The sequence below is a fragment of the Pseudomonas sp. H1_D04 genome (assembly GCF_054683855.1).
On record NZ_CP162826.1, the window covers coordinates 334,690 to 357,236 of the forward strand.

Below are 22,547 nucleotides of genomic sequence, written 5' to 3' on the forward strand. Positions count from 1 at the left end.
CAGGCTGTAGGACACAGTTTGAAATAGTCGCTCGGTTGAATCACCCCATGCCGCACCTTATATACCCCGCAGTACGCGACATATTAAGCATGAGGAGAACTCTACAACCATGATGCGCATCCTGCTGTTCTTGGCCACTAACCTGGCGGTCGTGCTGATTGCCAGCATCACCCTGAGCCTTTTCGGCTTCAACGGGTTCATGGCGGCCAACGGGGTTGATCTGAACCTCAATCAGCTGCTGATTTTCTGTGCGGTCTTTGGTTTTGCCGGCTCGCTGTTCTCGCTGTTCATCTCCAAGTGGATGGCGAAGATGAGCACCAGCACCCAAGTCATCACCCAACCACGCACTCGCCATGAACAATGGCTGATGCAAACCGTGGAGCAGTTGTCTCAAGAAGCAGGTATCAAAATGCCCGAAGTCGGGATTTTCCCTGCTTATGAGGCCAATGCCTTTGCGACGGGCTGGAATAAGAACGACGCGCTCGTGGCCGTCAGTCAGGGCTTGCTCGAACGCTTCTCACCCGATGAAGTAAAGGCAGTACTCGCGCACGAAATTGGTCACGTAGCCAACGGCGACATGATTACCCTTGCGCTGGTACAGGGTGTGGTCAACACCTTCGTGATGTTCTTTGCGCGGATTATCGGTAACTTTGTGGACAAAGTAATCTTCAAGAACGAAGGCGGTCGCGGTATCGCCTACTTCGTGGCGACCATCTTTGCCGAAGTGGTGCTGGGCTTCCTGGCCAGTGCGATCGTGATGTGGTTCTCACGCAAACGAGAGTTCCGCGCAGACGAAGCCGGGGCGCGCCTGGCAGGCACCAATGCAATGATCAGCGCGCTGCAACGCTTGCGTTCCGAACAGGGCCTGCCAGTGCATATGCCTGACAGCCTGACCGCCTTTGGCATCAACGGCGGCATCAAACAGGGTTTGGCTCGTATGTTCATGAGCCACCCACCACTGGAAGAGCGTATTGACGCGCTTCGTCGTCGGGGCTGATACCTGGTAATGCAAAAAAAGGGGCGATCAGATCGCCCCTTTTTTTGTGGACACAGTTTTATGCCCGCGCGACTCTGTAGACCCGCTCGTCCAAGCCCGTGACGCCGTCCTGCACGAACTTCCAGCTCTCACCCAGAATGTCTTGCTTCTCGATCACCTGCAGGCTCCAGTGTGCTCCCAACAGCACCTTTACCTCTTCATCCGTCACCGCAAACGGTGGGCCTGCCTTTTGCGTCTGGTCGTAGTCGAGGGTGATCAGCAAACCCTGGCAGCCTGGACGTACCATGTTGTTCAACTGCTCGGTGTATTGCGAACGCATCAACGGCGGCAAGGCGATCAGAGCGGCACGGTCATAGACCGCAGTGCAATCAGCCAGAACCTCAGCGTCGAGAGCGAAGAAATCGCCGCACCACACTTCGATCAAATCAGCCTGATACACCGTGAACACACCGCGCTGAGTGATTCGCGGCGTCAGGCTCTGCTCGCTGAAGAAGGCTTCAACCGCCTGTTCTGATAGCTCAACGCCGAGTACCCGATGACCCTGGGTGGCCAGCCACATCAGGTCCAGGCTTTTGCCACACAGCGGCACCAGTACCTTGGCGCCCTCCGCGAGCGCCAACGAAGGCCAATGCCGTTGCAAATAAGGATTAACCTCAGGCAAATGAAAGCCGAGCTGGTTTCTCGCCCAGCGCTCCTGCCAAAACTTGGGCTCCATGGAATCACCTCCGATAATTCGATCAAAACGCGCTAAAACTTATATTAGATTTAGATCAATGATCTGATTGAAGATGGCTACATGTTAACGCTCAGGACTCTTCTTATGTTCCCCAGCCTGTTTATCTCCCACGGTTCGCCCATGCTTGCCCTTCAACCCGGCGCCAGCGGACCGGCTTTGCAACGCCTGGCTGCCGAAATGCCGCGCCCTAAGGCGATAGTGGTGGTATCGGCACATTGGGAAAGCCACGATTTACTGGTCAGCGGCAGCGCCGCACCCGAAACCTGGCACGACTTCGGCGGCTTCCCCCGCGAGCTGTTTGCCGTGCAATACCCCGCACCGGGCAACCCACAGTTGGCGGGAGAGATTGTCGGGCTGCTGCGCGCCGACGGACTGAATGCACGCATCGACGACCAGCGCCCCTTCGACCATGGCACCTGGGTGCCTCTGTCGCTGATGTACCCCGCGGCGGATATCCCAGTCGTGCAGGTATCCTTGCCCAGCCGCATGGGCCCTGCCCTGCAGACGCGAGTCGGGCATGCATTGACCAGTTTGCGCGAGGAAGGCGTACTGCTGATCGGTTCCGGCAGCATCACGCATAATCTGGGCGAACTGGACTGGCACGCAGGGCCTGAAAGCATCGAACCTTGGGCGCGGGGCTTCCGGGATTGGGTGGTGGATAAGCTCGCTGCCAACGATGAAGCCGCGTTGCACGACTATCGGCGCCAAGCGCCCCACGCCGTGCGCAGCCACCCAAGCGATGAACATCTGTTACCGCTGTACTTTGCGCGTGGGGCTGGGGGGGACTTCAGCATCGCGCACCAAGGCTTCACCATGGGCGCCTTGGGCATGGACATTTATCGCTTCGGCTAACTCTTTATTGTTAAAACGGCGAGGCAAAAAAAATCCCCGAACCAGTCGGGGATTTTTTATGTGTGATCAATCAGCCCAAGGGCGGATCAATCTTCGCGGTAGCGACGCAGCTTCAACTGCTTACCGGCAACGCGAGTGTCTTTCAGCTTGGTCAGCAGCTTCTCCAGACCGTCTTCCGGCAGCTCCACCAGGGAGAAACTGTCACGGACCTGGATACGGCCGATTGCTTCACGTGCCAGGCCACCCTCATTCAGGATAGCGCCCAGCAGGTTCTTGGCAGCGATACCATCACGCGCGCCCAGCGCGGTACGGCAACGAGCACGACCTTCAGCCAATGGAACCGGAGCACGACGCTCACGATCACCACGGTCTGGACGGTCGCCGGTACGCTCTGGACGATCACCGCGTGGCGCGTTGTTCGGTACCAGTGGGCGCTCTTTCTCGATAGCTGCCAGGGTCAGGGCCTGACCGTTTGTAGCCTTGCGCAGCAGGGCAGCAGCCAGGGCACGTGGAGTGCAACCGATATCGGCGGTCAGGCGGTCCAGCAGGTCGCCGTGAGTCGATTCAGCGTCAGCCACCAGAGGCGACAGGCTGTTGGTCAGTTTCTTGATGCGGGCATCGAGAACGGCCTGGGCATCCGGCAGGCGGACTTCGGCAACTTTCTGACCGGTTACGCGCTCGATCACTTGCAGCATGCGGCGCTCACGTGGAGTCACCAGCAGCAGTGCACGACCTTCGCGACCGGCACGGCCTGTACGGCCGATACGGTGAACGTAGGATTCTGGATCGTAAGGCATGTCAACGTTGAACACGTGGGTGATACGCGGAACGTCGAGACCACGAGCCGCTACGTCGGTCGCAACAACGATGTCCAGACGGCCATCCTTGAGGGAGTCGATCACGCGCTCACGTTGGTTCTGGGCAATGTCACCGTTCAGCGCAGCGGCTTTATAGCCTTTGGCTTCCAGGGCACTGGCCAAGTCCAGGGTCGCTTGCTTGGTGCGCACGAACATGATCAAGGCGTCGAAGTCTTCGACTTCCAGCAGGCTCAATACAGCCGAGGTCTTCTGGTCAGCGTGAACCAACAGGTGAGCCTGTTCGATCGCGGTAACGGTCTGAGTCTTGGTCTGGATCTTCACGTGTTGCGGATCGCGCAGATGGCGCTCGGCAATGGCACGGATCGACTGTGGCAGGGTGGCCGAGAACAGTACGGTCTGACGGGTCGGTGGCAGTGCCTTGAAGATGACTTCCAGGTCATCCATGAAGCCCAGCTTCAACATTTCGTCAGCTTCGTCGAGAACCAGGTGGTTCACGGTCGACAGTACTTTTTCGTCGCGACGCAGGTGGTCGCACAGACGGCCTGGGGTAGCCACGACGATCTGAGCGCCATTACGGATGGCTTTCAGTTGCGGGCCCATCGGCGCGCCGCCGTAAACGGCAACAACGGTAACGCCCGGCATTTGCTTGGCGTAGGTTTCAAAAGCGGTTGCTACTTGCAGCGCCAACTCACGGGTTGGCGCCAGGATCAGGGCTTGCGGCTCGCGCTTGGCAGGATCGATGCAGTGCAGGATAGGCAGGGCGAACGCGGCGGTTTTACCGGTACCGGTTTGCGCCTGGCCAATCATGTCTTGGCCGGCCATGATGATCGGGATCGATTGCTGCTGAATCGCCGAAGGTTCTTCGTAGCCGGTCGCAATGACGGCAGCAAGAATGTTCGGGTTAAGATTAAAAGCGGCGAAGCCGCCGGTTTCCTGGGTCATGGGTCTGCCTCTAAGTGCATCCGCAAAGACCCATGCTCCAAAGCTGCGCATGCCGTGTTGAGACTCAAGAGTCGCCCTGGCTGCTTTGTCGGCGGGGATTTGCGAAAACGAATGAATGAAAAAGATTCGTTAAGGAAGAGTCCGCTGTGCGGACATGCAGCCGAAGCTGACTTCGGGGAATTGCGCTACCTAAACGCGGCCCGGTTAAAGGCCGGCGCGCACTATACCGGAAATACTTGAAAAAGGGAGCTTTTTTTATCGCAAAGCACCGATAAACCGTGCTGCGTCACAGTCTTTGCAGATAACTCTGCCAGGGTCTATTTTTCAAAGGCCCGGCCCTGTTGGTCATAAGGCTTAAACGATTCACCCTTAGACCAAGACCTTTGGTCTGAAACCCTTCTCTCCACCCGAGGGCACACGCAATGAATCACGCCAGCAGCAGCCGCGTCAGCCGTGAACTCCAGGGCCATGTCCTGCTGTTGGGCCTGGACCGGGTGGCCAAGCGCAACGCCTTCGACCTGGATTTGCTCAATGAGCTGAGCTTGGCTTATGGCGAATTTGATCGAAACGATGACGCACGAGTGGCCGTAGTATTTGCCCATGGCGACCACTTCACCGCCGGCTTGGACCTGGCCAATGTCAGCGGGGTAATGGCGGGCGGCTGGCAACCGCCGCTGGGAGGCTGTGATCCCTGGGGCGTTTTCGCAGGCCCCAGGGTCAGTAAACCGGTGATCGTCGCCGCCCAGGGCTACTGCCTCACCATTGGTATCGAGTTGATGCTCGCGGCAAATATCAACCTGTGTGCGAGTAATACCCGCTTTGCGCAGATGGAAGTACAGCGCGGGATCTTTCCGTTTGGCGGTGCGACATTGCGCTTTCATCAGATCGCCGGCTGGGGCAACGCCATGCGCTGGCTGCTGACCGGCGACGAGTTCGACGCCCATGAAGCCCTGCGCCTGGGTTTGGTGCAGGAAGTAATGGCCAGTGAAGACCTGCTGCCCCGCGCCATCGAACTGGCCAGTCGCATCGCGCGCCAGGCGCCGCTTGGCGTCCAGGCCACCTTGATGTCGGCCCGCCTGGCGCGTGTGGAAGGCGAAACCGTTGCGGCCGCTGCGCTGCCGCCGATGGTGGATAAATTGCTGAACAGCGAGGATGCCAAGGAAGGCCTGCGCGCGATGGTCGAGAAGCGGCCGGGGGTATTCAAGGGCATTTGAGTCGCCTATACCGACGCCATCGGGGCAAGCTCCCTCCCACATTTGAAATGAGTTCCAAGTGTGGGACGTGCGGTGCGACGATTCGACTCGCCCCCGATGGCGTCGGTACAGGCGACTACGTAGCCGGCCGAATCGCCTTGATCAAGGGCTGCAACGAATACCCCAGACGCGGCGCCAACAACTCAGCCCGAGTAGAAAGGGCGTCAAGATCCAGCTCCTGATCCAGCTCCGAAGGTACCAGCAAAATCACATTGCCCTCCTTCACCGGCAGTTCCCAGTAGTGCCGGTGATACAACCCACGCAACAACGCCGCGCCCAGCGGTTTGCCGTCGTCAGTCGCCCACTGATTGATCACCAGCCAGCCGCCGGGGTTGAGTTTCTTCTGGCAGTTTTCCAGGAAGGTCCACGCCAGGTGCCCAACGCCGGGGCCGACATCGGTATAGAGGTCGACGAAAATCAAGTCCGCCGATTCAGCGGTCTCCAGCAACTCCAGGGCGTCGCCGATGCGGATGTACAGGCGCGGATCATCGTCCAGCCCCAGGTACTCAATGGCCAGGCGCGGCACATCGGGGCGCAGCTCGATGGCTTCGACGTCTTCCAGCGGGAGGAACTTGAGGCACGCCTGGGTCAACGTACCGGCGCCCAGACCGAGGAACAAGGCGCTCTCCGGCTGTTCATGGCACAACGCGCCGATCAGCATCGCGCGGGTGTAGTCGTACTCCAGCCAGCTCGGATCTGCAGTGAACACGCAGCTTTGCTCAATGGCGTCGCCGAATTCGAGAAACCGGTAATCGGCCACTTCGAGCACACGGATCATGCCGAAGTCATCATGAACTTCGGCGAGCAGGCGCTCGACACGCTCCTCTGTCATCACTACTCCTAACGGGTTTGCTGTACGGCAAAGGCGCGATTGTCGGCCAACCGGCAGCAGCAGGTCACGCACTAATTGCTGATAACATTGGCGCCCGACCGTCAATCAGCCAATCGAGTTCATGATGAGCCAACCCTGGAGCCCCGACAGCTGGCGCGCCCTGCCGATCCAGCAACAACCCCAGTACCCGGACGCTGCACACCTGTTGCGGGTGGAGCAGAGTCTGGCCAGCTACCCGCCGCTGGTGTTTGCCGGGGAAGCCCGCGAGTTGCGCCGCCAGTTTGCCGAAGTGACCCAGGGTCGCGCCTTCCTGTTACAAGGCGGCGACTGCGCCGAGAGTTTCGTCGAGTTTTCCGCCGCGAAAATCCGCGACACCTTCAAGGTGTTGTTGCAGATGGCGATTGTGATGACCTTCGCCGCCGGCTGCCCAGTGGTGAAAGTCGGGCGCATGGCCGGCCAGTTCGCCAAGCCGCGCTCGGCCAACGATGAGACCATCGACGGCATCACCCTGCCCGCCTACCGTGGCGATATCGTCAACGGCATCGGCTTCGACGAAAAAAGCCGTGTACCCGATCCGGACCGCCTGCTGCAGTCGTATCACCAATCCACCGCTACCCTCAACCTGCTGCGCGCCTTCGCCCAGGGCGGTTTCGCCGACCTGCATCAGGTGCACCAGTGGAACCTGGACTTTATCGCCAACTCCGCCCTGGCCGAGAAGTACAGCCAACTGGCAAACCGCATCGACGAGACCCTGGCCTTTATGCGCGCCTGCGGCATGGACAGCTCGCCGCAGTTGCGCGAAACGAGCTTTTTCACCGCCCATGAAGCGCTGCTGCTCAACTACGAACAAGCCTTCGTGCGTCGCGACAGTCTGACCAACGACTATTACGACTGCTCGGCCCACATGCTGTGGATCGGCGACCGCACCCGTCAGTTGGATGGCGCTCACGTCGAATTCCTGCGCGGGGTGAACAACCCGATCGGCGTCAAGGTCGGCCCGAGCATGAACCCGGAGGATCTTATCCGCCTGATCGACATCCTCAATCCGAACAACGATCCGGGCCGCCTGAACCTGATCGCGCGCATGGGCGCAGGCAAGGTCGGCGACCATCTACCCAACCTGATCCGCGCCGTGCAGCGCGAGGGCAAGCAGGTACTGTGGAGCTCGGACCCGATGCACGGGAACACCATCAAGGCCAGCAGCGGCTACAAGACCCGCGACTTTGCGCAGATCCTCGGCGAAGTGAAGGAGTTCTTCCAGGTGCACCAGGCCGAGGGCAGCTATGCCGGCGGGATTCATATCGAGATGACCGGGCAGAACGTCACAGAGTGCATCGGCGGCGCGCGCCCGATCACCGAAGATGGCTTGTCGGACCGCTACCACACCCATTGCGACCCTAGGATGAATGCCGATCAGTCGCTGGAGTTGGCGTTCCTGATTGCCGAAACGCTGAAGCAAGTCAAACGCTGAAATTTTAGTTGGCAGAATTGACGCCATCGGGAGCAAGCCCCCTCCCACAGGGAAACGCATTCCAAATGTGGGAGGGCGCTTGCTCCCGATGGCGCCCTAGAAACCAGCGCCGCCATTGAGCATCGCAAGCCGCAACCGAGCGGCGCTCGGGCGCTGGCAATTGAGCTGTACCTGTTCCAGCCCCAACCAATCGGCCATCTGCCGCAGGTTCAGCGCAAGCGCAAGCATCCCTTCATCATCCAACCCCGGCTCTTCCTCGTGCACCGCATGCACCGCCAAACGCCCGTTGGCGCGCTCCGCTCGCAGGTCCACCCGCGCGGCAATACGTTCGTTGTGCATAAACGGCAGCACGTAATAGCCATACACCCGTTTATCTTGCGGGGTGTAGATCTCAAGCCGGTAACGGAAATCGAACAGGCGCTCTGTGCGGCTGCGCTCCCAAATCAGCGAATCGAACGGCGACAGCAGCGCACTCACCGATACTTTGCGCGGCACTTTCGGTTCTGGCAGGCAGTAAGCCAGTTGCTTCCAGCCTTGCACCTCGCACACCAGCAATTGCCCCTCTTCGACCAGTTCGGCCAGACGCTTGCGACTATCGGCGGGATCGAGGCGGAAGTAATCACGCAGGTCTTTTTCGGTGCCCACCCCCAAGGCGGTGGCGCTGTGCAACAACAAGCCGCGCTGGGCCTCGGCTTCAGTCAACGGGGCTTGCTTAAGGATATCGCCAGGGATAACGCGCTCGGGCAAGTCGTAAAGGCGCTCGAAACCACGACGACCGGCAACGGTCACCAGGCCGGCGGCGAACAACCATTCAAGCGCGTGCTTTTCATTACTCCAGTCCCACCAGGGACCTGCGCGCTCTTCGCGGGTGGACAGGCTACCGGCACCGAGGGCGCCTTGCTGTTCGACGGTCTTCAGCACACGCTGAATGATGGACTGCTGCTCCCTTCCGAAACGCGCCATCTGCGAATAAATGCCTTGCCCCTGCTGCGCCCGCGCCATGCGCCAACCCATCAAGGGGTACATCGCCATGGGCAACAGCGAGGCTTCATGCCCCCAATATTCGAAGAGCGAACGCCGCCGGCCCTGGCTCCAAGCGGCCTGCTCAAGCAGTAAAGGAGAATAGCGACCCAGACGGGAAAACAGCGGAAGGTAATGGGAACGCACCACAGCGTTGACCGAATCAATCTGCAATACACCGAGGCGTTCGATCAGTCGATTGAGGTGCGCGGACTTGATCTCTGCAGGGGGCTGGCGCCCGGAAAAACCTTGGGCCGCCAGCGCCATGCGTCGAGCTTGCTTGAGGGAAAAAGACTGGTCGGCGGGCATGGGAATCTCCTTGAAGGCGCGCGACCTACCCTACTGCATCCGGAGTCATTTTCGCAGCGGGTCTTCCCAGAAGTGCAGATGGCTCTCCTGCTCCACATCAGCGCGGCTAAGGCCGATGTCCTTGAGCGCTTCATCGCTCATGCTCGCCAGCATTCGGCGCTCTTCGTGCAATGCTTGCCAACGGGCTACGGTTTGAAACAACCCGGCAAACGGCCACTTCGCCATCAACGCAAAACCATTCTGACCTTTCATCTTCTCGCCCTCCCTTGGGGATGACGTCAGTGTGTGCGTGGCACTATGATCAATCCAACGAATGTTTCTTATGCAATACATCTCTGGGATTGATCAATGTCCAGCTACCCAAGCATCGACACTGAAGTGCTGCGCACCTTCGTCGCCATCGCCGACCAAGGCGGTTTTACCCGCGCTGGCGAACTGGTCAACCGCACTCAATCGGCGGTGAGCATGCAGATGAAGCGCCTCGAAGAAGACGTGTTGCAGCGCAAACTATTCGAGCGCGACGGCAGGCAGGTGCGCCTGACGCCCGAAGGCCAAGTACTGTTGGGTTATGCGCGGCGAATCCTGAAACTGCATAGCGAGGTGTTCAACACCCTGCGCGAGCCGCATATGGTGGGGCTGGTACGGATCGGCACGCCGGACGACTACGTAATGCGCTTCCTTCCGGGAATCCTCAAGCAATTTTCCAAAGCGTACCCGCTGATCCAAATCGAACTGCATTGCGAGTCGTCAACGGTGCTGATGCAGCGACGCGACCTGGCACTGACGGTAATCAGCCGCGAACCTGGCAAAGAAATCGGCGAACTGTTGCGCACTGAACGGATGGTCTGGGCAGCAGCGCCCTGCTTTTGCGTGGAGGACCACGATGCCGTGCCCCTGGCAGTCTCCGGTGCCGACTGCCTGTATACACAGTGGACCCGCGCCGCTCTGGATGCTTCCGGCCGAGACTATCGCCTGGCGTACCACAGCACCAACGTGGCGGCTATCCAGGCGGTGGTGAGTGCCGGCCTGGCCGCGATGATCTGCATGGAAAGCCTGGTGACTGAAGACTTGCGCGTACTCGGCAGCGACGAGGGTTTCCCACCGCTGCCCTCGATGAATCTGCACTTGCTGCGCAATCCGCAAATCACCTCGCCAATCACCGAGTGCCTGGCCGAGTACATCCTGGAAGGCTTCAGACTTTAAAGGTCAGCATCACGGCACACACCACCAGGAAACCGCAGAACAGGCCACGCAACAGGCGCTCGGGTAATGCGTGGGCAACTTTCACGCCCCAACTGATACTCAGCAGGCCACCGACCGCCAGGGGTATGCCGATCATCCAGTCCACTTCGTGGTGCCAGGCGTAGGTGACGAGGGTCACACCCGTGCTGGGCAAAGCCAAGGCCAGGGACAAGCCTTGAGCGACTACTTGGGTGGTGCCGAACACACTGGTCAGCACCGGAGTGGCGACCACCGCGCCGCCGACACCAAACAGGCCGCCCATGGAGCCGGATACGGCGCCCAGCACCCCGAGCCAGGGCCAGGAATAACGCATTTGCGCGGTCGGCGGCGCGTTGCGGGTGAACATGCGGAGCAGGTTGTAGGCCGACAACGCCACCAGAAAGGCAATAAAGCCAATCCGCATCGCGCCGGCATCAAGGCCTACCGCCCAGATCGAGCCCAGCCAGGCAAAGCTGAAACCCATAGTCCCAAGCGGCAGCGCGTGACGCAGTTCAATTCGGTTGCGCTGGTGGTAACGCCACAGGGCGAGCATCACATTTGGCACTACCATCACCAGCGCGGTGCCCTGAGCAATTTGTTGATCCAGGCCAAACAATACGCCGAGCACCGGGATCGCAATCAGCCCACCGCCAATGCCAAACAACCCGCCCACCGTGCCCAAGGCAGCGCCCAGCACCAGGTACATCGCTAAATCCCACACCGCTCATTACTCCACAATCCCAGGCTCTGCATGCTACGCAGTCGGCCCTGGCGCGGAAACGCACAGCAACGCACAATGGCTGTGCCAATTTTGCACAAGCACTCAGCCATGAACCCCAATACCCTCACTGATCAGTTGAGCCTGTTTCTAGATGTCCTCGAAACCGGCAGCTTTTCCGCAGCTGCACGCCGCCACCCACTGACGCCCTCCGCGGTGGCGCGGCGCATCGACAGCCTGGAAAGCTCAGTGGGTAGCCGCTTGTTCCAACGCAGCACTCATGCGGTAGTGCCGACGCCCGCTGGCCTGGCGTTTGCCGAGCGGGCGCGGCGGATTGTCAGCGAATTGCAACTGGCGCGCGCCGAAGCGGTGTCCCTGAGCCATGCGCCGGAAGGCTTGATCCGCGTGGATGCGCCCGCGGCGTTTGGTCGACGGCATCTGGCACCGGTGATTGCGGACTTTCTGAAGGTCTACCCCGGCCTGGACGTGCACCTGCATCTGATCGACAGTTTTGTGGATATGCAGGGTGCGCACTTGGGCAAGGTCGATCTGGTACTGCGGGCCGGGCATATCGTCGACACCCGGTTGATCGCCACGCCCTTGGCCAGCATCGTGCGCATCGCCTGCGCCAGTCCCGCCTACCTCAAAAGCCGCGGCACGCCGACACATCCCCGAGTTGAGTGACCATGACGGCTTGGACTGGGATGGCCTGGCGCCGATGTTCGCGTGGCGCTTCGAGTTGGACGGGCGCCGCGCAACCTATCGCCCGCGGCGCATCCGAATGAGCGCCAACAATGCCGAAGCGCTGCTCTCAGGCGCGTTGGCCGGGTTGGGCATCGCCCACCTGCCCACTTGGCTGGCCAGCGAATACCTGGTGCGCGGCGAGTTGCTGCCGCTGTTTTGCGAAGATGGCCTACCCAGCCCGGAAACCACCGGAATCTATGCGCTGCGACTGGAACAGCAGGCCAACGCGCGCAGCCGCTTGCTGCTGGAGTACCTCAAATCCCGTTTCAGTCCAGTGCCGCCATGGGATCTGGCGCTACAGAGCGGCCTGGTCTGAGCGCCTGGACCGAATTATCTGGCGCATTAAAGATTTGCCCGCTAGATTTCAGCCCATACACGTTTTTAAGGCACCGCCATGAGCAAAAACCCTGATCCGTGCGAATCCCTGATGCTGAATAACCAGCTGTGTTTCGCCTTGCACTCCACTTCATTGCTTATGACCAAGGTCTACAAGCCTCTGCTGCAAGCTCTCGGCCTGACGTACCCGCAGTACTTAGCCATGATGGTGCTGTGGGAAGAGGACGGTTTGACTGTCGGCGAAATCAGCAGCCGCCTGCTGACGGACCCTGGCTCACTGACGCCACTACTCAAGCGCCTGGAGGCCGAAGGCCTTCTCAGCCGCACCCGCAGCCGCGAAGATGAACGGGTGGTGGTGGTGGAATTGACTGCCGCGGGACATGCCTTGCAGGACAAGGCAATGGGTATTCCGCAGTGCATCCTCGGGGCCAGCGGTTTGGAATTGGAGCAGTTGCGCAAGCTGCAAGCTGATCTGATTGCGTTGCGCAGTAACCTGCAAGGCGCCGTTTAGCCACCCTCACGCATTGACTTGCAGCACTCCCCGGAAAACATTTCAAAAATTATCTTGCGCGCTAAACATTAGCGCTATACATTTGCCCCACAAACTAATTAGCGCGCAAATATTTTGCGAAACACTAGACCGAGGACGACACCATGCAAACTCTCTACACCGCAGTAGCCACCGCCACCGGCGGACGTGATGGTCGCGCTGTTTCCAGCGATAACATTCTCGACGTTAAGCTCTCCACGCCTAAAGAGCTGGGCGGCGCCGGTGGCCAAGCCACTAACCCGGAACAACTGTTCGCTGCTGGCTACTCGGCCTGCTTTATCGGCGCGCTGAAATTCGTTGCCAGCCAGACCAAACGCAAAATCCCGGACGACGTCTCGATCACTGCCCACGTAGGCATCGGCCAGATCCCCGGCGGTTTCGGCTTGGACATCGACCTGCACATCAGCCTGCCAGGCCTGGCCCAGGATGACGCGCAAAGCCTGGTCGATGCGGCTCACCAAGTCTGCCCGTACTCCAACGCCACCCGTGGCAACGTCGATGTGCGCCTGCATGTAACCGTATGAAAAACACCCGCCCATAAAAAAACCCGACGTGAAGTCGGGTTTTTTTATGGGCGGAGCCAGAATTACTTCTTGGCGCGGCCTTTGTACGAACCGCCTTCGCGGGTGTCGATCTCGATCAGGTCGTCGATTTCGATGAAATCAGCTACTTGCAGCTCGGTACCGTTAGCCAGCTTGGCAGGCTTCATCACCTTGCCCGAAGTGTCGCCGCGAGCGGAGCCTTCGGTGTAGGCAACTTTACGCACGATAGTGGTTGGCAGTTCAACGGAAACCAAACGCTCTTCGAAGAAGATCGCTTCGCAGATATCTTCCATACCTTCTTCCACGAACGGCAGAACGGCTTCGATGTCTTCAGCGTTCAGCTCGTACATGGTGTAGTCAGTGGTGTCCATGAACGTGTAGGTGTCGCCGCTGATGAAGGACAGGGTCGCTTCTTTGCGGTCGAGGATTACGTCGTCCAGTTTGTCATCGGCGCTGTAGACGATCTCGGTCTTGTAACCGGTCAGCAGGTTCTTCAGCTTGGTCTTCATGATTGCGCTGTTACGACCAGACTTGGTGAACTCAGCTTTCTGAACCAGCCAAGGGTCGTTTTCGAGACGGATCACTGTACCGGGTTTCAGTTCTTTACCAGTTTTCATTGCATATATCCGAAATTTGGATGGGATTTACAAAAATCAAGGTGGCGTATCATATCCAACTTTCATAAAACTGTACCAGCGCCGTCGCAAGATCAGCCTGCAAGCCCTGTTCCAGACACCACGTTTCGGCGTGTTGAGTGACTTCCGGCCAGTGCTCCAACAATTTTTTCCACGGCTGTGCCATGTCACCCTCGGTGTTCCAAGCCTGCCAAAGCGCGACCAACGCCGCCTTCGCGGCCGGTGATAAGGCGGCGGTGTACAACTCCAGGAAGGCATCTAGCTTGTCGAGGTGTATGTCTTCGTCCTGGCGGTAGATGTGCCACAGCAACGGGCGCCCCGCCCATTGGGCGCGGACGAACGAGTCTTCACCGCGCACTGCGTTAAAGTCACAGCACCACAGCAGGTGGTCATATTGCTCCTGACGCACGAACGGCAGCACCTGCACGGTCAGAGACTTACGTTGATGAATATCGCCCGCGACGAGCCCTCCTACACCGAGCCAGCGCTGTACGTCACCGAGGATGCGGCCCTCCGGCACCAATAGATGAGTGGCACGCCCGTCCGTCGATAAGACGTCCAGCCATCCGGCGAGACCAGCGTTTTCGTAGGCAAACAGTGAGAACAGCCGCGCACCATCATCCGGAATCACACCCAAGGTTTGCAGGAATTGTCGCTGCGCAGCGACATCCAGTTGATAAGCATGACGCTTTTCCAGCAACCCCGCCTCACGGAGCAAACCGCCAGTACCAGGTCGGAAGCCGGGGAAAAAGAAGTACTTCTGTACTCCCTTGAACTTCACCGACGGCAGGCGATGGCAGCCCACCACCCAGTCCTCGGCACTGAGGTAATCCAGGTTCATCCACAACGGCGTGCGCTCACGCTCGGCCATGGCTTCCATATACTCAGGCGGTAACTGGCAGGCGAAAGCGGCAATCACCACATCTCCGGCAGGAGTTGGAGACCATTGGGGTGGCCAGTGGTGTACATCAACGCCCTCCTGCCACTGTTGCTCCCGCTGCACATCCACCTCGGGGCACATGCGTTCGAAGGCCCGCAGGTCATCAACCCACAAGCGCACCTCGCAGCCATGCTCCACCACCAATTGCCGGGCCAGCCGCCAAGTCACGCCGATGTCGCCGAAGTTATCGACAACGCTGCAAAAAATATCCCAGCGGGCTTTCATTCCGGGCTCCAACGCTCAAAGGCTCGATTGTCCGCATAAATGCGCCGATGCAGAAGGCTTGATCGCGATTATTCTGCACAGTGGCTGTGCGACAATCGCCGCTACGCCGCAAATGCCTGCCAGGAGGCCATCATGTCGGATCAATCGTTGTCGCTGCTCAAGCTGTGCATCGCTATCGCCTTGGGTGTATGGCTGGGGTTTATCGCCATTGCGCTGACCACCTGGCTGGCGTCGAGCTACCTGTTCCCGCAAAGCCTTGCGCCGGTGGCGCAGGCAGTCCAGCAATTGGGCAAGCCGACCGTTGTCGCGCCTGAGCCACCCAACCGTATGTTCGAGCAGTACCAGCAGAACCTGCACAAGCAGGAACAGCAACAAGCCCTGGACCAGGCACGTAACAACGCACGTAACCTGTCCAACCCCAAATGCCAGTTCTGGCTGCAACAGGACCAGAATGCGCCCAATGAAAAGAGCCGGGCCAATGTCCTGCAATTCTGCGAATGATCAAGCACAACCATGAATAAGCACGCCGTCCTCCAGTTGATCCTGGAAAAACTCACTGTCGATCTCGATATCGCCCAGCGCGCCGCGCAGACCGCCTACGAAACCGCGACTCACGAAGAGAACATCGCGGAAAACAAATACGACACCCTGGGGTTGGAGGCTTCGTATCTCGCGGCCGGGCAGGCCAAACGGGTCGAGGAAATCAAGCAAGCGCTCGCGCTGTGCCAGAACCTGCAGTTGCGTGCCTACGATGATCAACGAGGCATAGAAGTCGGCGCGCTATTGGGCCTGGAGGACGAGAACGGTCGCCAGCAATGGCTATTCCTGGCGCCTGATGCTGCAGGCTTGAGGGTGGATGTGGTCGGGCAACCGGTGACTGTCATCACCCCGCGCTCGCCCATGGGCAAAAGCCTGCTGGGCAAGTTCGAAGGCGATGAGGTAGAGATTCTGGTGGCAGGCGCCCGGCAACTGTTTACGGTTACCGAGGCCCGATAAACCACTCAGTGGACGGGCAATTCAACGCCGTCGAACAGCTCTTCCAGTTCCTGTTTGTTATGGCACTGGATCGCCTTGGCCATCACTTCGCGGGTCAGGTGCGGCGCAAACTTCTCGATGAAGTCGCACATGAACCCACGCAGGAACGTGCCACGCCGGAAGCCGATCTTGGTCACGCTGGATTCGAACAACTCGCTGGCGTCGAGAACCACCAGGTCTTTGTCGAGGTTGGTGTCGACGGCCATCTTGGCGACGATACCCACGCCGAGGCCCAGGCGCACGTAAGTCTTGATCACGTCGGCGTCGGCGGCGGTGAACACCACTTTCGGTGTGAGGCCGCGATGGCTGAAAGCTTCGTCGAGCTTGGAGCGGCCAGTGAAACCGAACACGTAGGTCACGATCGGGTATTCAGCCAGGGCTTCGAGGGTCAGCTTCGGCAGTTTGGCCAACGGGTGCCCCTGCGGTACCACAACGCAACGGTTCCAGCGGTAGCACGGCATCATCACCAGGTCACCGAACAGCTCCAGGGCTTCGGTGGCGATGGCAAAATCGACGGTGCCATCAGCAGCCATCTCGGCGATTTGCATCGGCGAGCCCTGGTGCATGTGCAAGGCCACGTCCGGGTATTGCTTGATGAAATCGCGGATCACCGGAGGCAATGCATAACGCGCCTGGGTGTGGGTGGTGGCGATCGATAGAGTGCCTTTTTTCTCGTTGGAAAATTCCTGAGCGATCTGCTTGATGCTTTCGACTTTACGCAGGATCTCGCCGGCAGTAGTGATGATGCGCTCACCAGCCGGGGTGACACGGGTTAGATGCTTGCCGCTGCGCGCGAACACTTCGACGCCCAGCTCGTCTTCGAGCAGGCGTATCTGCTTGCTGATACCGGGTTGCGAGGTGTACAGGCTTTGAGCGGTAGCGGAAACGTTGAGGTCGTGGTGCGCCACTTCCCAGATGTAGCGCAGTTGTTGAAGCTTCATATGTGTCCCTCAAAGCAGATAGACGCCACGGGTATCAGCGACGGTATATAACTATATTAAAGGTTAGACGGATAAATCTAGAACTTTTTATCGTTTTCTACCGGTCATACGTCATCAATGCGTCGACCTTGTAAGGACGGCACCAAGTAAACCGGCACCGTAGACAGCTGCAGCACCCGTGCCGCGGTACGCCCAAGCGGCGCTGTCGTGCCGGCTGCATGGCTGTGGCTACCGACGATCAACAGGTCGACGGACAGCTTGCGCAGTTGGTCGAGAATCACCTCGCACGGGTCCCCCTGAATCACACGTACCGAGCGGATCAACTTCAAGTCCTGCTCACCCTCCCCCAACTCCTCGCGGAAACTGTCGAGCACCCGCTGCTCGATGGTCGCCATCACCGTGCTAAGCCCTTGAGTCTGCCATTCACTCAATGCAGCTTCATCAAGGTAGCTCTGCAGCACCGATTCGGCGAACAACCCAATAGGCTCGACCGCGTGAATCACATACAGGTCAGCCTTGAACGTTCGCGCCAGCGCCAGTGCATGCTGCATCACATAGGGCGCGTACAGACCGAGGTCCGTGGCGTACAGCATCGAACGAATCATAAAACCTCCTGGACTGCCAGGGTGGAGGAGATTGAATGAGCTTAGCAGCGGCCCTAACTCTCGGCCTGAATCCTCACCTCATTACTGATGCCATGGGGCACGTGCCCCGTGGCCACCACCTCCCTGGCTTTCTCGCAATGACCGGCTTGGTCATCGAAAAATACATCAGCGGCAAACGCTTCCAGAAACGCGGACTTCTCCAGACCGCCAAGAAACAAGGATTCGTCCAAGCGAATATCCCACTCACGCAACGTGCGAATCACCCGCTCGTGAGACGGCGCCGAACGGGCGGTTACCAAAGCTGTGCGGATCGGACAGGCCTCTTCAGGAAACTCACGCTGCAATACGTTCAGCGCGGCCAGAAACCCCTTGAACGGACCGCCGTGCAAGGGCTGGCGCGCCGATTCGCGCTCGCTGGCCTGGAACGCGGCTAACCCGCCGGCCTGGTACACGCGCTCCGACTCATCGGAAAACAACACCGCGTCGCCGTCAAAGGCGATGTGCAGTTCCTCGCTGGAAGCCCGTCTCGGGCCGCCCGACAAAATCGTCGCCGCTGCAAAGCCGGCATCAAGGGCACTGCGCACATCCTCAGCATGGGTCGAAAGAAACAGATGGCAACCAAAGGCGGCCAAATAAGGATAAGGGCTACGCCCTCCTACGAAAGCGGCGCGGGAAATATCCAGGCCGTAGTGCTGAATAGAGTTAAATACACGCAGGCCAGTGTCGGCACTGTTGCGCGATACGAGCACCACTTCAACCCGGGCACGACCCAGGCTGGCGTTGAGACTCAACAGCTTTTTGACCAGAGGGAAGGCGTCGCCGGGCTCAAGGATTTCTTCCTCGTGTTCGATCTGGTATTTGCGGTAGGCCTCCACCCCTTGAGCGAGATAGACCTTGTGGCTGTCGCTCAGGTCGAACAAGGCCCGCGACGAAATCGCCAGCACCAGTTTGTCGCCTAATCCCTTCGCCATGCATTTACCCCCCGAATCAGCGGTTATGCCGATCAATAAAACTCAAGGCCTGATACAGCGCCTGCATACGCGGTAATTCGCAGCCCGCGGCTTTGGCGGCTGCCAGAGGGCGAGCATAGATGGCCTCCAGCTCCAGCGGGCGCTTATGTACGTGGTCGTGGTACATGCTCGGCAAGTAATCGTCCATGGTTTCGGTCATGGCAAACATCTGCTCAGCGTAACTCTTGGGGATTTCCTGGCCACAGGCATGGGCACCCTGCACCACTTCAGCCATCAGCGCCTGGATCAGTTGGCGACTGGATTCGTCGGCCATCAGGGCCGTGGTGCCAGTCCCCAACACTACCGAAAGGCCGTTGTAAGGCACGTTCCACACCAGCTTGTGCCAGCGCGCCTGATGCACATTGGCCATGGCCTGGGACTCGATACCAGCCTTATGAAACAACGCGGCGCCTGCCTCGACAATTGCTTTCTGACGAGCCTCATCGTTAGCAGCAGAACCGCTGTGATAGCCCAGATTGACCCGGCCCAAGGCTTGATGCTCAACCACACCCGGACCAGAACGGTGCACGCCGATATAGCACAGGCCGCCGAGCAGATGCAGCGACAGCGGCAGGTGTTCTCGCAGGCTGTCTTCTACATCCAGGCCGTTTTGAAGCAGCACCACTTTGGCATCCGGCGCCGCGATTTGGGCAATGGTCGGCGCCAACTCAACATTGCCCGTGGACTTGGTGCCCACCAGCAACCAGTCACACGGCGGCATATCGGCGGCGCGCGCGTAGGCCTGAACCGGGTACAGGTGCAACTTGCCGTGCACCGTGCTGTTGATGTGCAAGCCGTGCTCGCTGACCGCGGCATATTCGCTGCGCAGCAGAAAGTGCACATCGAACCCGGCGCGCGCCAGCATCACACCGTAGAATCCCCCGATGGCACCGGTTCCGATAATGCCAACGCGTGGCGACTGTACTGTCATGGCAAATCCTCTGGAGTACGGATCAACGCTTGATTGATCGCGTCGGCAAGATCGGCAGATGTAAGACGTGTCTGTAATTGTCCGAGGAATTGACCCTCGCACACGACGAACAACGCGGGCAAATGAAAGATCTGATAGCGTTCAACCGCGCCACCGTTGTGCCCGGCATCCACCCAGCACACACGGTCCACCGGCAAGTGCCACCCGGGCAGTTGCTGGCGCGCCCAACGGCAGCTGGAGCATCCTACGCTGGTGAACACCACGAGCGAAATCCCTGGCAATCCCAGCAATTGCTGGTCAATATCCAGGTCGGTCAATTCCACTTCCTTCACTATACTGCTGCCACCGCCGTCTACAGGACGGTGCTCGGAGTCCGTGTACATGGGTCGTTTTTTACCTCACCCTGATGATGTCGCTGTCGAGTTAATCCAACGCCCCTCTCCCGCCATACCCCGCCAACGCCTGCTCTCTAACGGCCTGGGTGGCATTGCCTGCAATTGGCCGCGCGCCTGGCGCCAGGGCACGGCCGTTGACTTGCACATTCCATCCCTGGGCGCCACCGCCCGATACCCAGGCTACGTGGCGTGGTGTCGCAAGGTGGAAAACGGCTACCGCGTCGGCATTTCGTTTACCGATGAACATGCGTTGTTCGGTGCGCGCATGGGCGAACAAGCATGCCGGATAGAGCGCTACTGCCGCCAGCACGAAGATGCTGAGCCTAGCCCTGCGAAAGTCGAAGCCCTGGCCCGCGAGTGGGTGGCGCGACACGCCAGTGACTTCTCCCATGAGGCGTTTGTGCGGCCAGCAGGGGATTAAAGGGGGCTTTGCCCATTGTCGCGGGCCCGTGTTACGCGCTAAGGTTCCTCCCCCCTGCATCCAAATCATGCTGTGCTCCGCCGCACGGGGATAGCTGGCGGCCGGCACCCGTGACCCTGACGAGTAACACGATGGCTGATTTACCGATCAATGACCTAAACGTCGAATCCAACGAGACGCTGATCACGCCCGATCAGCTCAAGCGCGAAATCCCCCTGAGCGACGCTGCCCTGCAGACCGTCACCAAGGGTCGCGAAGTCATCCGTGAGATTCTCGACGGCACCGACCACCGCCTCTTTGTGGTAATCGGCCCATGCTCGATCCATGACCTCAAGGCCGCACACGAATATGCTGAGCGCCTCAAGGTACTGGCGGCAGAAGTGTCCGACACCTTGTACTTGGTGATGCGCGTCTATTTCGAAAAGCCGCGTACCACCGTCGGCTGGAAAGGCTTGATCAACGACCCGTACCTGGACGACTCGTTCAAGATCCAGGACGGTTTGCACATTGGTCGTCAGTTGCTGCTGGACCTGGCCGAAATGGGCCTGCCCACTGCCACCGAAGCGCTTGACCCGATCTCCCCGCAATACCTACAGGACCTGATCAGCTGGTCGGCCATCGGCGCGCGTACCACCGAGTCCCAGACCCACCGTGAAATGGCGTCCGGTCTGTCATCGGCCGTGGGCTTCAAGAACGGCACCGACGGCGGCCTGACTGTGGCGATCAACGCGCTGCAATCAGTTTCCAGCCCCCACCGTTTCCTGGGTATCAATCAGGAAGGCGGCGTCTCCATCGTCACCACCAAGGGCAATGCCTACGGTCACGTGGTACTGCGCGGCGGCAACGGCAAGCCCAACTATGATTCAGTCAGCGTTGCGTTGTGCGAGCAAGCGTTGAACAAGGCCAAGATCAAGCCAAACATTATGGTCGATTGCAGCCACGCCAACTCCAACAAGGATCCGGCCCTACAGCCGTTGGTGATGGAAAACGTTGCCAACCAGATCCTCGAAGGCAATCAGTCGATCATCGGCCTGATGGTCGAGAGCCATTTGAACTGGGGATGCCAGGCGATTCCAAAAGACCTGGCCGACTTGCAGTACGGCGTGTCGATCACCGATGCCTGCATCGACTGGGCCGCCACCGAAAACACCCTACGCAGCATGCACGCCAAGCTCAAGGACGTATTGCCAACACGCAAACGCACCTGAGCCGCAACTGCACACACAAAAACGCCGGGCTAAGCCCGGCGTTTTTTTATTGTCTGCTGATCACTCAGAGCTTCGCGGCATGACGCTGGTGGCGCTCCATGTAGCGTTCGACATAGGAGCAGGAAGGGATCACCGTGTAGCCAGCCTCTTCGGCAAACTTTAAGGCCTCTTCGGTCAACGCCGCCGCAATGCCGCGGCCCCGCAGTGCGTTGGGCACGAAGGTCCGATAGATATCCAGGGTCTGCTTCCCGAGGTCCATATAGGTCAGATAGGCACGATGACCGTCCACATTGGTCTCGAACTGATGACCAGCCTGGTCATGGTGGATGGACAACGCCTCGCTCATCACTACTCCTCGCGGGTCTTGAATTCTGACCCCTACCTTACCGATGTTTTTCCGGCGAAGGAACATCTACGCCACCCCGTGCCGGTTTCGACAACGAGAAAACCTTGAGCGCTAACAACCAGCACGTAGGGAATAGTAGGCACCAATCCTGAAATTGCTCAAGGCGCACTCGTCATCCCCTGCTGCTGGTGGATATAGAAGGGGCCTCGACCAAACACTGGTCGAAAGCCTGAACATTGCCGGCAGTTGAACCTTGAGACGAACAGGCGCTCTTAAAGTCACCTCTACATGAGTAAAAGATGCCCGGCCAAGCAACGCCAAACGCAACGTAAGTGTCGGCCCGAATATATAAATTTTCATCTATATACAAAGCTTAACGCATGCAGGCCGGCCCTTTCAGCCTGGATCCAATCTTCACCCGTATGAAAAAAATTGGACGGTTTTTATACAAACCTCCAAAAGATTAGCCAAAATAGATTAGGTGCGAGAATTTTTTTTGCTTCTTGCGCTACGT

The 22,547-nt window shown here is 59.1% G+C and carries 25 protein-coding genes and 1 pseudogene; 12 read left to right on the forward strand and 14 right to left on the reverse strand.

Translation table 11 applies throughout. The features are described 5' to 3' along the window. The first annotated feature begins 109 nt into the window (after positions 1–109). The gene (gene htpX, locus AB4N82_RS01625; protein ID WP_032889053.1) at positions 110–997 is read left to right on the forward strand and encodes a protease HtpX; all 888 of its coding nucleotides are present in this window, start codon (positions 110–112) and stop codon (positions 995–997) included. 58 nt (positions 998–1,055) lie between these two features. On the opposite strand, the gene AB4N82_RS01630 is transcribed toward htpX, so the two are convergent. Next, positions 1,056–1,712 (reverse strand): thiopurine S-methyltransferase, encoded by a 657-nt coding sequence (locus AB4N82_RS01630; RefSeq protein WP_032889050.1) that lies wholly within the window; start codon positions 1,710–1,712, stop codon positions 1,056–1,058. Positions 1,713–1,817: 105 nt separating this feature from the next. Here AB4N82_RS01630 and AB4N82_RS01635 point away from each other — a divergent pair, with 105 nt between their 5' ends. Beyond that, complete coding sequence (locus tag AB4N82_RS01635) at positions 1,818–2,585, forward strand: DODA-type extradiol aromatic ring-opening family dioxygenase (protein WP_032889047.1); 768 nt, start codon at positions 1,818–1,820, stop codon at positions 2,583–2,585. 86 nt (positions 2,586–2,671) lie between these two features. On the opposite strand, the gene AB4N82_RS01640 is transcribed toward AB4N82_RS01635, so the two are convergent. Continuing rightward, positions 2,672–4,345, reverse strand: a complete 1,674-nt coding sequence (locus AB4N82_RS01640; RefSeq protein ID WP_027606997.1) for a DEAD/DEAH box helicase — start codon at positions 4,343–4,345, stop codon at positions 2,672–2,674. 422 nt (positions 4,346–4,767) lie between these two features. Here AB4N82_RS01640 and AB4N82_RS01645 point away from each other — a divergent pair, with 422 nt between their 5' ends. Next, complete coding sequence (locus AB4N82_RS01645; RefSeq protein WP_122765329.1) at positions 4,768–5,559, forward strand: crotonase/enoyl-CoA hydratase family protein; 792 nt, start codon at positions 4,768–4,770, stop codon at positions 5,557–5,559. 115 nt (positions 5,560–5,674) lie between these two features. Here AB4N82_RS01645 and AB4N82_RS01650 read toward each other — a convergent pair whose 3' ends face one another. Beyond that, positions 5,675–6,430, reverse strand: a complete 756-nt coding sequence (locus AB4N82_RS01650; protein WP_032889040.1) for a spermidine synthase — start codon at positions 6,428–6,430, stop codon at positions 5,675–5,677. A gap of 124 nt (positions 6,431–6,554) precedes the next feature. Between AB4N82_RS01650 and AB4N82_RS01655 the strand changes: the two genes are divergently transcribed. Continuing rightward, on the forward strand, positions 6,555–7,901 hold the full coding sequence (locus AB4N82_RS01655; protein ID WP_032889037.1) for a class II 3-deoxy-7-phosphoheptulonate synthase: 1,347 nt from the start codon (positions 6,555–6,557) through the stop codon (positions 7,899–7,901). 96 nt (positions 7,902–7,997) lie between these two features. Here the strand turns inward: AB4N82_RS01655 and AB4N82_RS01660 are convergent, their stop codons facing one another. Together AB4N82_RS01660 and AB4N82_RS01665 are read right to left on the reverse strand one after the other, a co-directional pair. Beyond that, complete coding sequence (locus AB4N82_RS01660; RefSeq protein WP_122764967.1) at positions 7,998–9,230, reverse strand: winged helix-turn-helix domain-containing protein; 1,233 nt, start codon at positions 9,228–9,230, stop codon at positions 7,998–8,000. 45 nt (positions 9,231–9,275) lie between these two features. Next, positions 9,276–9,482, reverse strand: a complete 207-nt coding sequence (locus tag AB4N82_RS01665; RefSeq protein ID WP_233896991.1) for a DUF1127 domain-containing protein — start codon at positions 9,480–9,482, stop codon at positions 9,276–9,278. Positions 9,483–9,578: 96 nt separating this feature from the next. Between AB4N82_RS01665 and AB4N82_RS01670 the strand changes: the two genes are divergently transcribed. Next, positions 9,579–10,433 (forward strand): LysR family transcriptional regulator, encoded by an 855-nt coding sequence (locus AB4N82_RS01670; protein ID WP_032889029.1) that lies wholly within the window; start codon positions 9,579–9,581, stop codon positions 10,431–10,433. Here the strand turns inward: AB4N82_RS01670 and AB4N82_RS01675 are convergent. Beyond that, entirely contained in the window at positions 10,423–11,172 is a 750-nt protein-coding gene (locus AB4N82_RS01675; protein WP_122764966.1) for a sulfite exporter TauE/SafE family protein, read from the reverse strand. The two genes, AB4N82_RS01670 and AB4N82_RS01675, sit on opposite strands and share 11 nt — an antisense overlap. 108 nt (positions 11,173–11,280) lie before the next feature. Here AB4N82_RS01675 and AB4N82_RS01680 point away from each other — a divergent pair. The 3 genes and pseudogenes from AB4N82_RS01680 to AB4N82_RS01690 all read left to right on the forward strand — a co-directional run bounded on the left by AB4N82_RS01680 (position 11,281) and on the right by AB4N82_RS01690 (position 13,323). Continuing rightward, positions 11,281–12,229 (forward strand): annotated as a pseudogene (locus AB4N82_RS01680) (LysR family transcriptional regulator). 78 nt (positions 12,230–12,307) lie between these two features. Beyond that, a complete protein-coding gene (locus tag AB4N82_RS01685) occupies positions 12,308–12,760 on the forward strand; it encodes a MarR family transcriptional regulator (protein WP_122764965.1) in 453 nt (150 codons plus the stop codon). 143 nt (positions 12,761–12,903) lie between these two features. After that, entirely contained in the window at positions 12,904–13,323 is a 420-nt protein-coding gene (locus tag AB4N82_RS01690) for an organic hydroperoxide resistance protein (protein WP_032889018.1), read from the forward strand. Positions 13,324–13,385: 62 nt separating this feature from the next. Here AB4N82_RS01690 and AB4N82_RS01695 read toward each other — a convergent pair whose 3' ends face one another. Together AB4N82_RS01695 and earP are read right to left on the reverse strand one after the other, a co-directional pair. Then, positions 13,386–13,958 (reverse strand): elongation factor P, encoded by a 573-nt coding sequence (locus AB4N82_RS01695; RefSeq protein WP_032889016.1) that lies wholly within the window; start codon positions 13,956–13,958, stop codon positions 13,386–13,388. A 49-nt stretch (positions 13,959–14,007) separates the two neighbouring features. Next, complete coding sequence (gene earP, locus AB4N82_RS01700) at positions 14,008–15,141, reverse strand: elongation factor P maturation arginine rhamnosyltransferase EarP (protein WP_122764964.1); 1,134 nt, start codon at positions 15,139–15,141, stop codon at positions 14,008–14,010. 132 nt (positions 15,142–15,273) lie between these two features. On the opposite strand from earP, the gene AB4N82_RS01705 reads away from it, so the two are divergent. Continuing rightward, positions 15,274–15,642 (forward strand): hypothetical protein, encoded by a 369-nt coding sequence (locus tag AB4N82_RS01705; protein ID WP_032889011.1) that lies wholly within the window; start codon positions 15,274–15,276, stop codon positions 15,640–15,642. A gap of 12 nt (positions 15,643–15,654) precedes the next feature. Then, complete coding sequence (locus AB4N82_RS01710) at positions 15,655–16,137, forward strand: GreA/GreB family elongation factor (RefSeq protein ID WP_122764963.1); 483 nt, start codon at positions 15,655–15,657, stop codon at positions 16,135–16,137. A 5-nt stretch (positions 16,138–16,142) separates the two neighbouring features. On the opposite strand, the gene cysB is transcribed toward AB4N82_RS01710, so the two are convergent. From cysB to AB4N82_RS01735, 5 genes are all read right to left on the reverse strand, one after another. Continuing rightward, a complete protein-coding gene (gene cysB / locus AB4N82_RS01715; RefSeq protein ID WP_003189876.1) occupies positions 16,143–17,117 on the reverse strand; it encodes an HTH-type transcriptional regulator CysB in 975 nt (324 codons plus the stop codon). Between the two features lie 104 nt (positions 17,118–17,221). After that, entirely contained in the window at positions 17,222–17,722 is a 501-nt protein-coding gene (locus AB4N82_RS01720; RefSeq protein ID WP_095184219.1) for a universal stress protein, read from the reverse strand. A gap of 53 nt (positions 17,723–17,775) precedes the next feature. Further along, positions 17,776–18,693 carry a 5'-nucleotidase gene (locus AB4N82_RS01725; RefSeq protein ID WP_032889004.1) on the reverse strand — a complete coding sequence of 306 codons (918 nt, stop codon included), beginning with the start codon at positions 18,691–18,693 and terminating at the stop codon, positions 17,776–17,778. 16 nt (positions 18,694–18,709) lie between these two features. Beyond that, complete coding sequence (locus tag AB4N82_RS01730) at positions 18,710–19,663, reverse strand: putative 2-dehydropantoate 2-reductase (RefSeq protein ID WP_095184218.1); 954 nt, start codon at positions 19,661–19,663, stop codon at positions 18,710–18,712. Then, positions 19,660–20,046, reverse strand: coding sequence for a thioredoxin family protein (locus AB4N82_RS01735; protein ID WP_122764962.1), 387 nt, complete (start codon positions 20,044–20,046; stop codon positions 19,660–19,662). Before AB4N82_RS01735 ends, AB4N82_RS01730 begins: the two co-directional genes overlap by 4 nt. Between AB4N82_RS01735 and AB4N82_RS01740 the strand changes: the two genes are divergently transcribed. Both AB4N82_RS01740 and AB4N82_RS01745 read left to right on the forward strand, forming a co-directional pair. Beyond that, a complete protein-coding gene (locus AB4N82_RS01740) occupies positions 20,045–20,479 on the forward strand; it encodes a pilus assembly protein PilZ (RefSeq protein ID WP_032888998.1) in 435 nt (144 codons plus the stop codon). The two genes, AB4N82_RS01735 and AB4N82_RS01740, sit on opposite strands and share 2 nt — an antisense overlap. Positions 20,480–20,610: 131 nt before the next feature. Beyond that, positions 20,611–21,687 carry a 3-deoxy-7-phosphoheptulonate synthase gene (locus tag AB4N82_RS01745; RefSeq protein ID WP_032888996.1) on the forward strand — a complete coding sequence of 359 codons (1,077 nt, stop codon included), beginning with the start codon at positions 20,611–20,613 and terminating at the stop codon, positions 21,685–21,687. A gap of 64 nt (positions 21,688–21,751) precedes the next feature. Here the strand turns inward: AB4N82_RS01745 and AB4N82_RS01750 are convergent, their stop codons facing one another. Continuing rightward, positions 21,752–22,033, reverse strand: a complete 282-nt coding sequence (locus AB4N82_RS01750; protein WP_003189869.1) for a GNAT family N-acetyltransferase — start codon at positions 22,031–22,033, stop codon at positions 21,752–21,754. Positions 22,034–22,547: the final 514 nt, after the last annotated feature.

What these genes read in the sequence shown, in the direction of transcription:
- htpX (WP_032889053.1), top strand. Translation starts at nt 110, where the DNA reads ATGATGCGCATCCTGCTGTTCTTGGCCACTAACCTGGCGGTCGTGCTG.
- AB4N82_RS01650 (WP_032889040.1), bottom strand. Translation starts at nt 6,430, where the DNA reads ATGACAGAGGAGCGTGTCGAGCGCCTGCTCGCCGAAGTTCATGATGAC.
- AB4N82_RS01665 (WP_233896991.1), bottom strand. Translation starts at nt 9,482, where the DNA reads ATGAAAGGTCAGAATGGTTTTGCGTTGATGGCGAAGTGGCCGTTTGCC.
- AB4N82_RS01630 (WP_032889050.1), bottom strand. Translation starts at nt 1,712, where the DNA reads ATGGAGCCCAAGTTTTGGCAGGAGCGCTGGGCGAGAAACCAGCTCGGC.
- earP (WP_122764964.1), bottom strand. Translation starts at nt 15,141, where the DNA reads ATGAAAGCCCGCTGGGATATTTTTTGCAGCGTTGTCGATAACTTCGGC.
- AB4N82_RS01720 (WP_095184219.1), bottom strand. Translation starts at nt 17,722, where the DNA reads ATGATTCGTTCGATGCTGTACGCCACGGACCTCGGTCTGTACGCGCCC.
- AB4N82_RS01725 (WP_032889004.1), bottom strand. Translation starts at nt 18,693, where the DNA reads ATGGCGAAGGGATTAGGCGACAAACTGGTGCTGGCGATTTCGTCGCGG.
- AB4N82_RS01740 (WP_032888998.1), top strand. Translation starts at nt 20,045, where the DNA reads ATGGGTCGTTTTTTACCTCACCCTGATGATGTCGCTGTCGAGTTAATC.
- AB4N82_RS01655 (WP_032889037.1), top strand. Translation starts at nt 6,555, where the DNA reads ATGAGCCAACCCTGGAGCCCCGACAGCTGGCGCGCCCTGCCGATCCAG.
- AB4N82_RS01710 (WP_122764963.1), top strand. Translation starts at nt 15,655, where the DNA reads ATGAATAAGCACGCCGTCCTCCAGTTGATCCTGGAAAAACTCACTGTC.
- AB4N82_RS01745 (WP_032888996.1), top strand. Translation starts at nt 20,611, where the DNA reads ATGGCTGATTTACCGATCAATGACCTAAACGTCGAATCCAACGAGACG.
- AB4N82_RS01660 (WP_122764967.1), bottom strand. Translation starts at nt 9,230, where the DNA reads ATGCCCGCCGACCAGTCTTTTTCCCTCAAGCAAGCTCGACGCATGGCG.
- AB4N82_RS01635 (WP_032889047.1), top strand. Translation starts at nt 1,818, where the DNA reads ATGTTCCCCAGCCTGTTTATCTCCCACGGTTCGCCCATGCTTGCCCTT.
- AB4N82_RS01730 (WP_095184218.1), bottom strand. Translation starts at nt 19,663, where the DNA reads ATGACAGTACAGTCGCCACGCGTTGGCATTATCGGAACCGGTGCCATC.
- AB4N82_RS01750 (WP_003189869.1), bottom strand. Translation starts at nt 22,033, where the DNA reads ATGAGCGAGGCGTTGTCCATCCACCATGACCAGGCTGGTCATCAGTTC.
- AB4N82_RS01645 (WP_122765329.1), top strand. Translation starts at nt 4,768, where the DNA reads ATGAATCACGCCAGCAGCAGCCGCGTCAGCCGTGAACTCCAGGGCCAT.
- AB4N82_RS01690 (WP_032889018.1), top strand. Translation starts at nt 12,904, where the DNA reads ATGCAAACTCTCTACACCGCAGTAGCCACCGCCACCGGCGGACGTGAT.
- AB4N82_RS01735 (WP_122764962.1), bottom strand. Translation starts at nt 20,046, where the DNA reads ATGTACACGGACTCCGAGCACCGTCCTGTAGACGGCGGTGGCAGCAGT.
- AB4N82_RS01670 (WP_032889029.1), top strand. Translation starts at nt 9,579, where the DNA reads ATGTCCAGCTACCCAAGCATCGACACTGAAGTGCTGCGCACCTTCGTC.
- cysB (WP_003189876.1), bottom strand. Translation starts at nt 17,117, where the DNA reads ATGAAGCTTCAACAACTGCGCTACATCTGGGAAGTGGCGCACCACGAC.
- AB4N82_RS01705 (WP_032889011.1), top strand. Translation starts at nt 15,274, where the DNA reads ATGTCGGATCAATCGTTGTCGCTGCTCAAGCTGTGCATCGCTATCGCC.
- AB4N82_RS01640 (WP_027606997.1), bottom strand. Translation starts at nt 4,345, where the DNA reads ATGACCCAGGAAACCGGCGGCTTCGCCGCTTTTAATCTTAACCCGAAC.
- AB4N82_RS01695 (WP_032889016.1), bottom strand. Translation starts at nt 13,958, where the DNA reads ATGAAAACTGGTAAAGAACTGAAACCCGGTACAGTGATCCGTCTCGAA.
- AB4N82_RS01685 (WP_122764965.1), top strand. Translation starts at nt 12,308, where the DNA reads ATGAGCAAAAACCCTGATCCGTGCGAATCCCTGATGCTGAATAACCAG.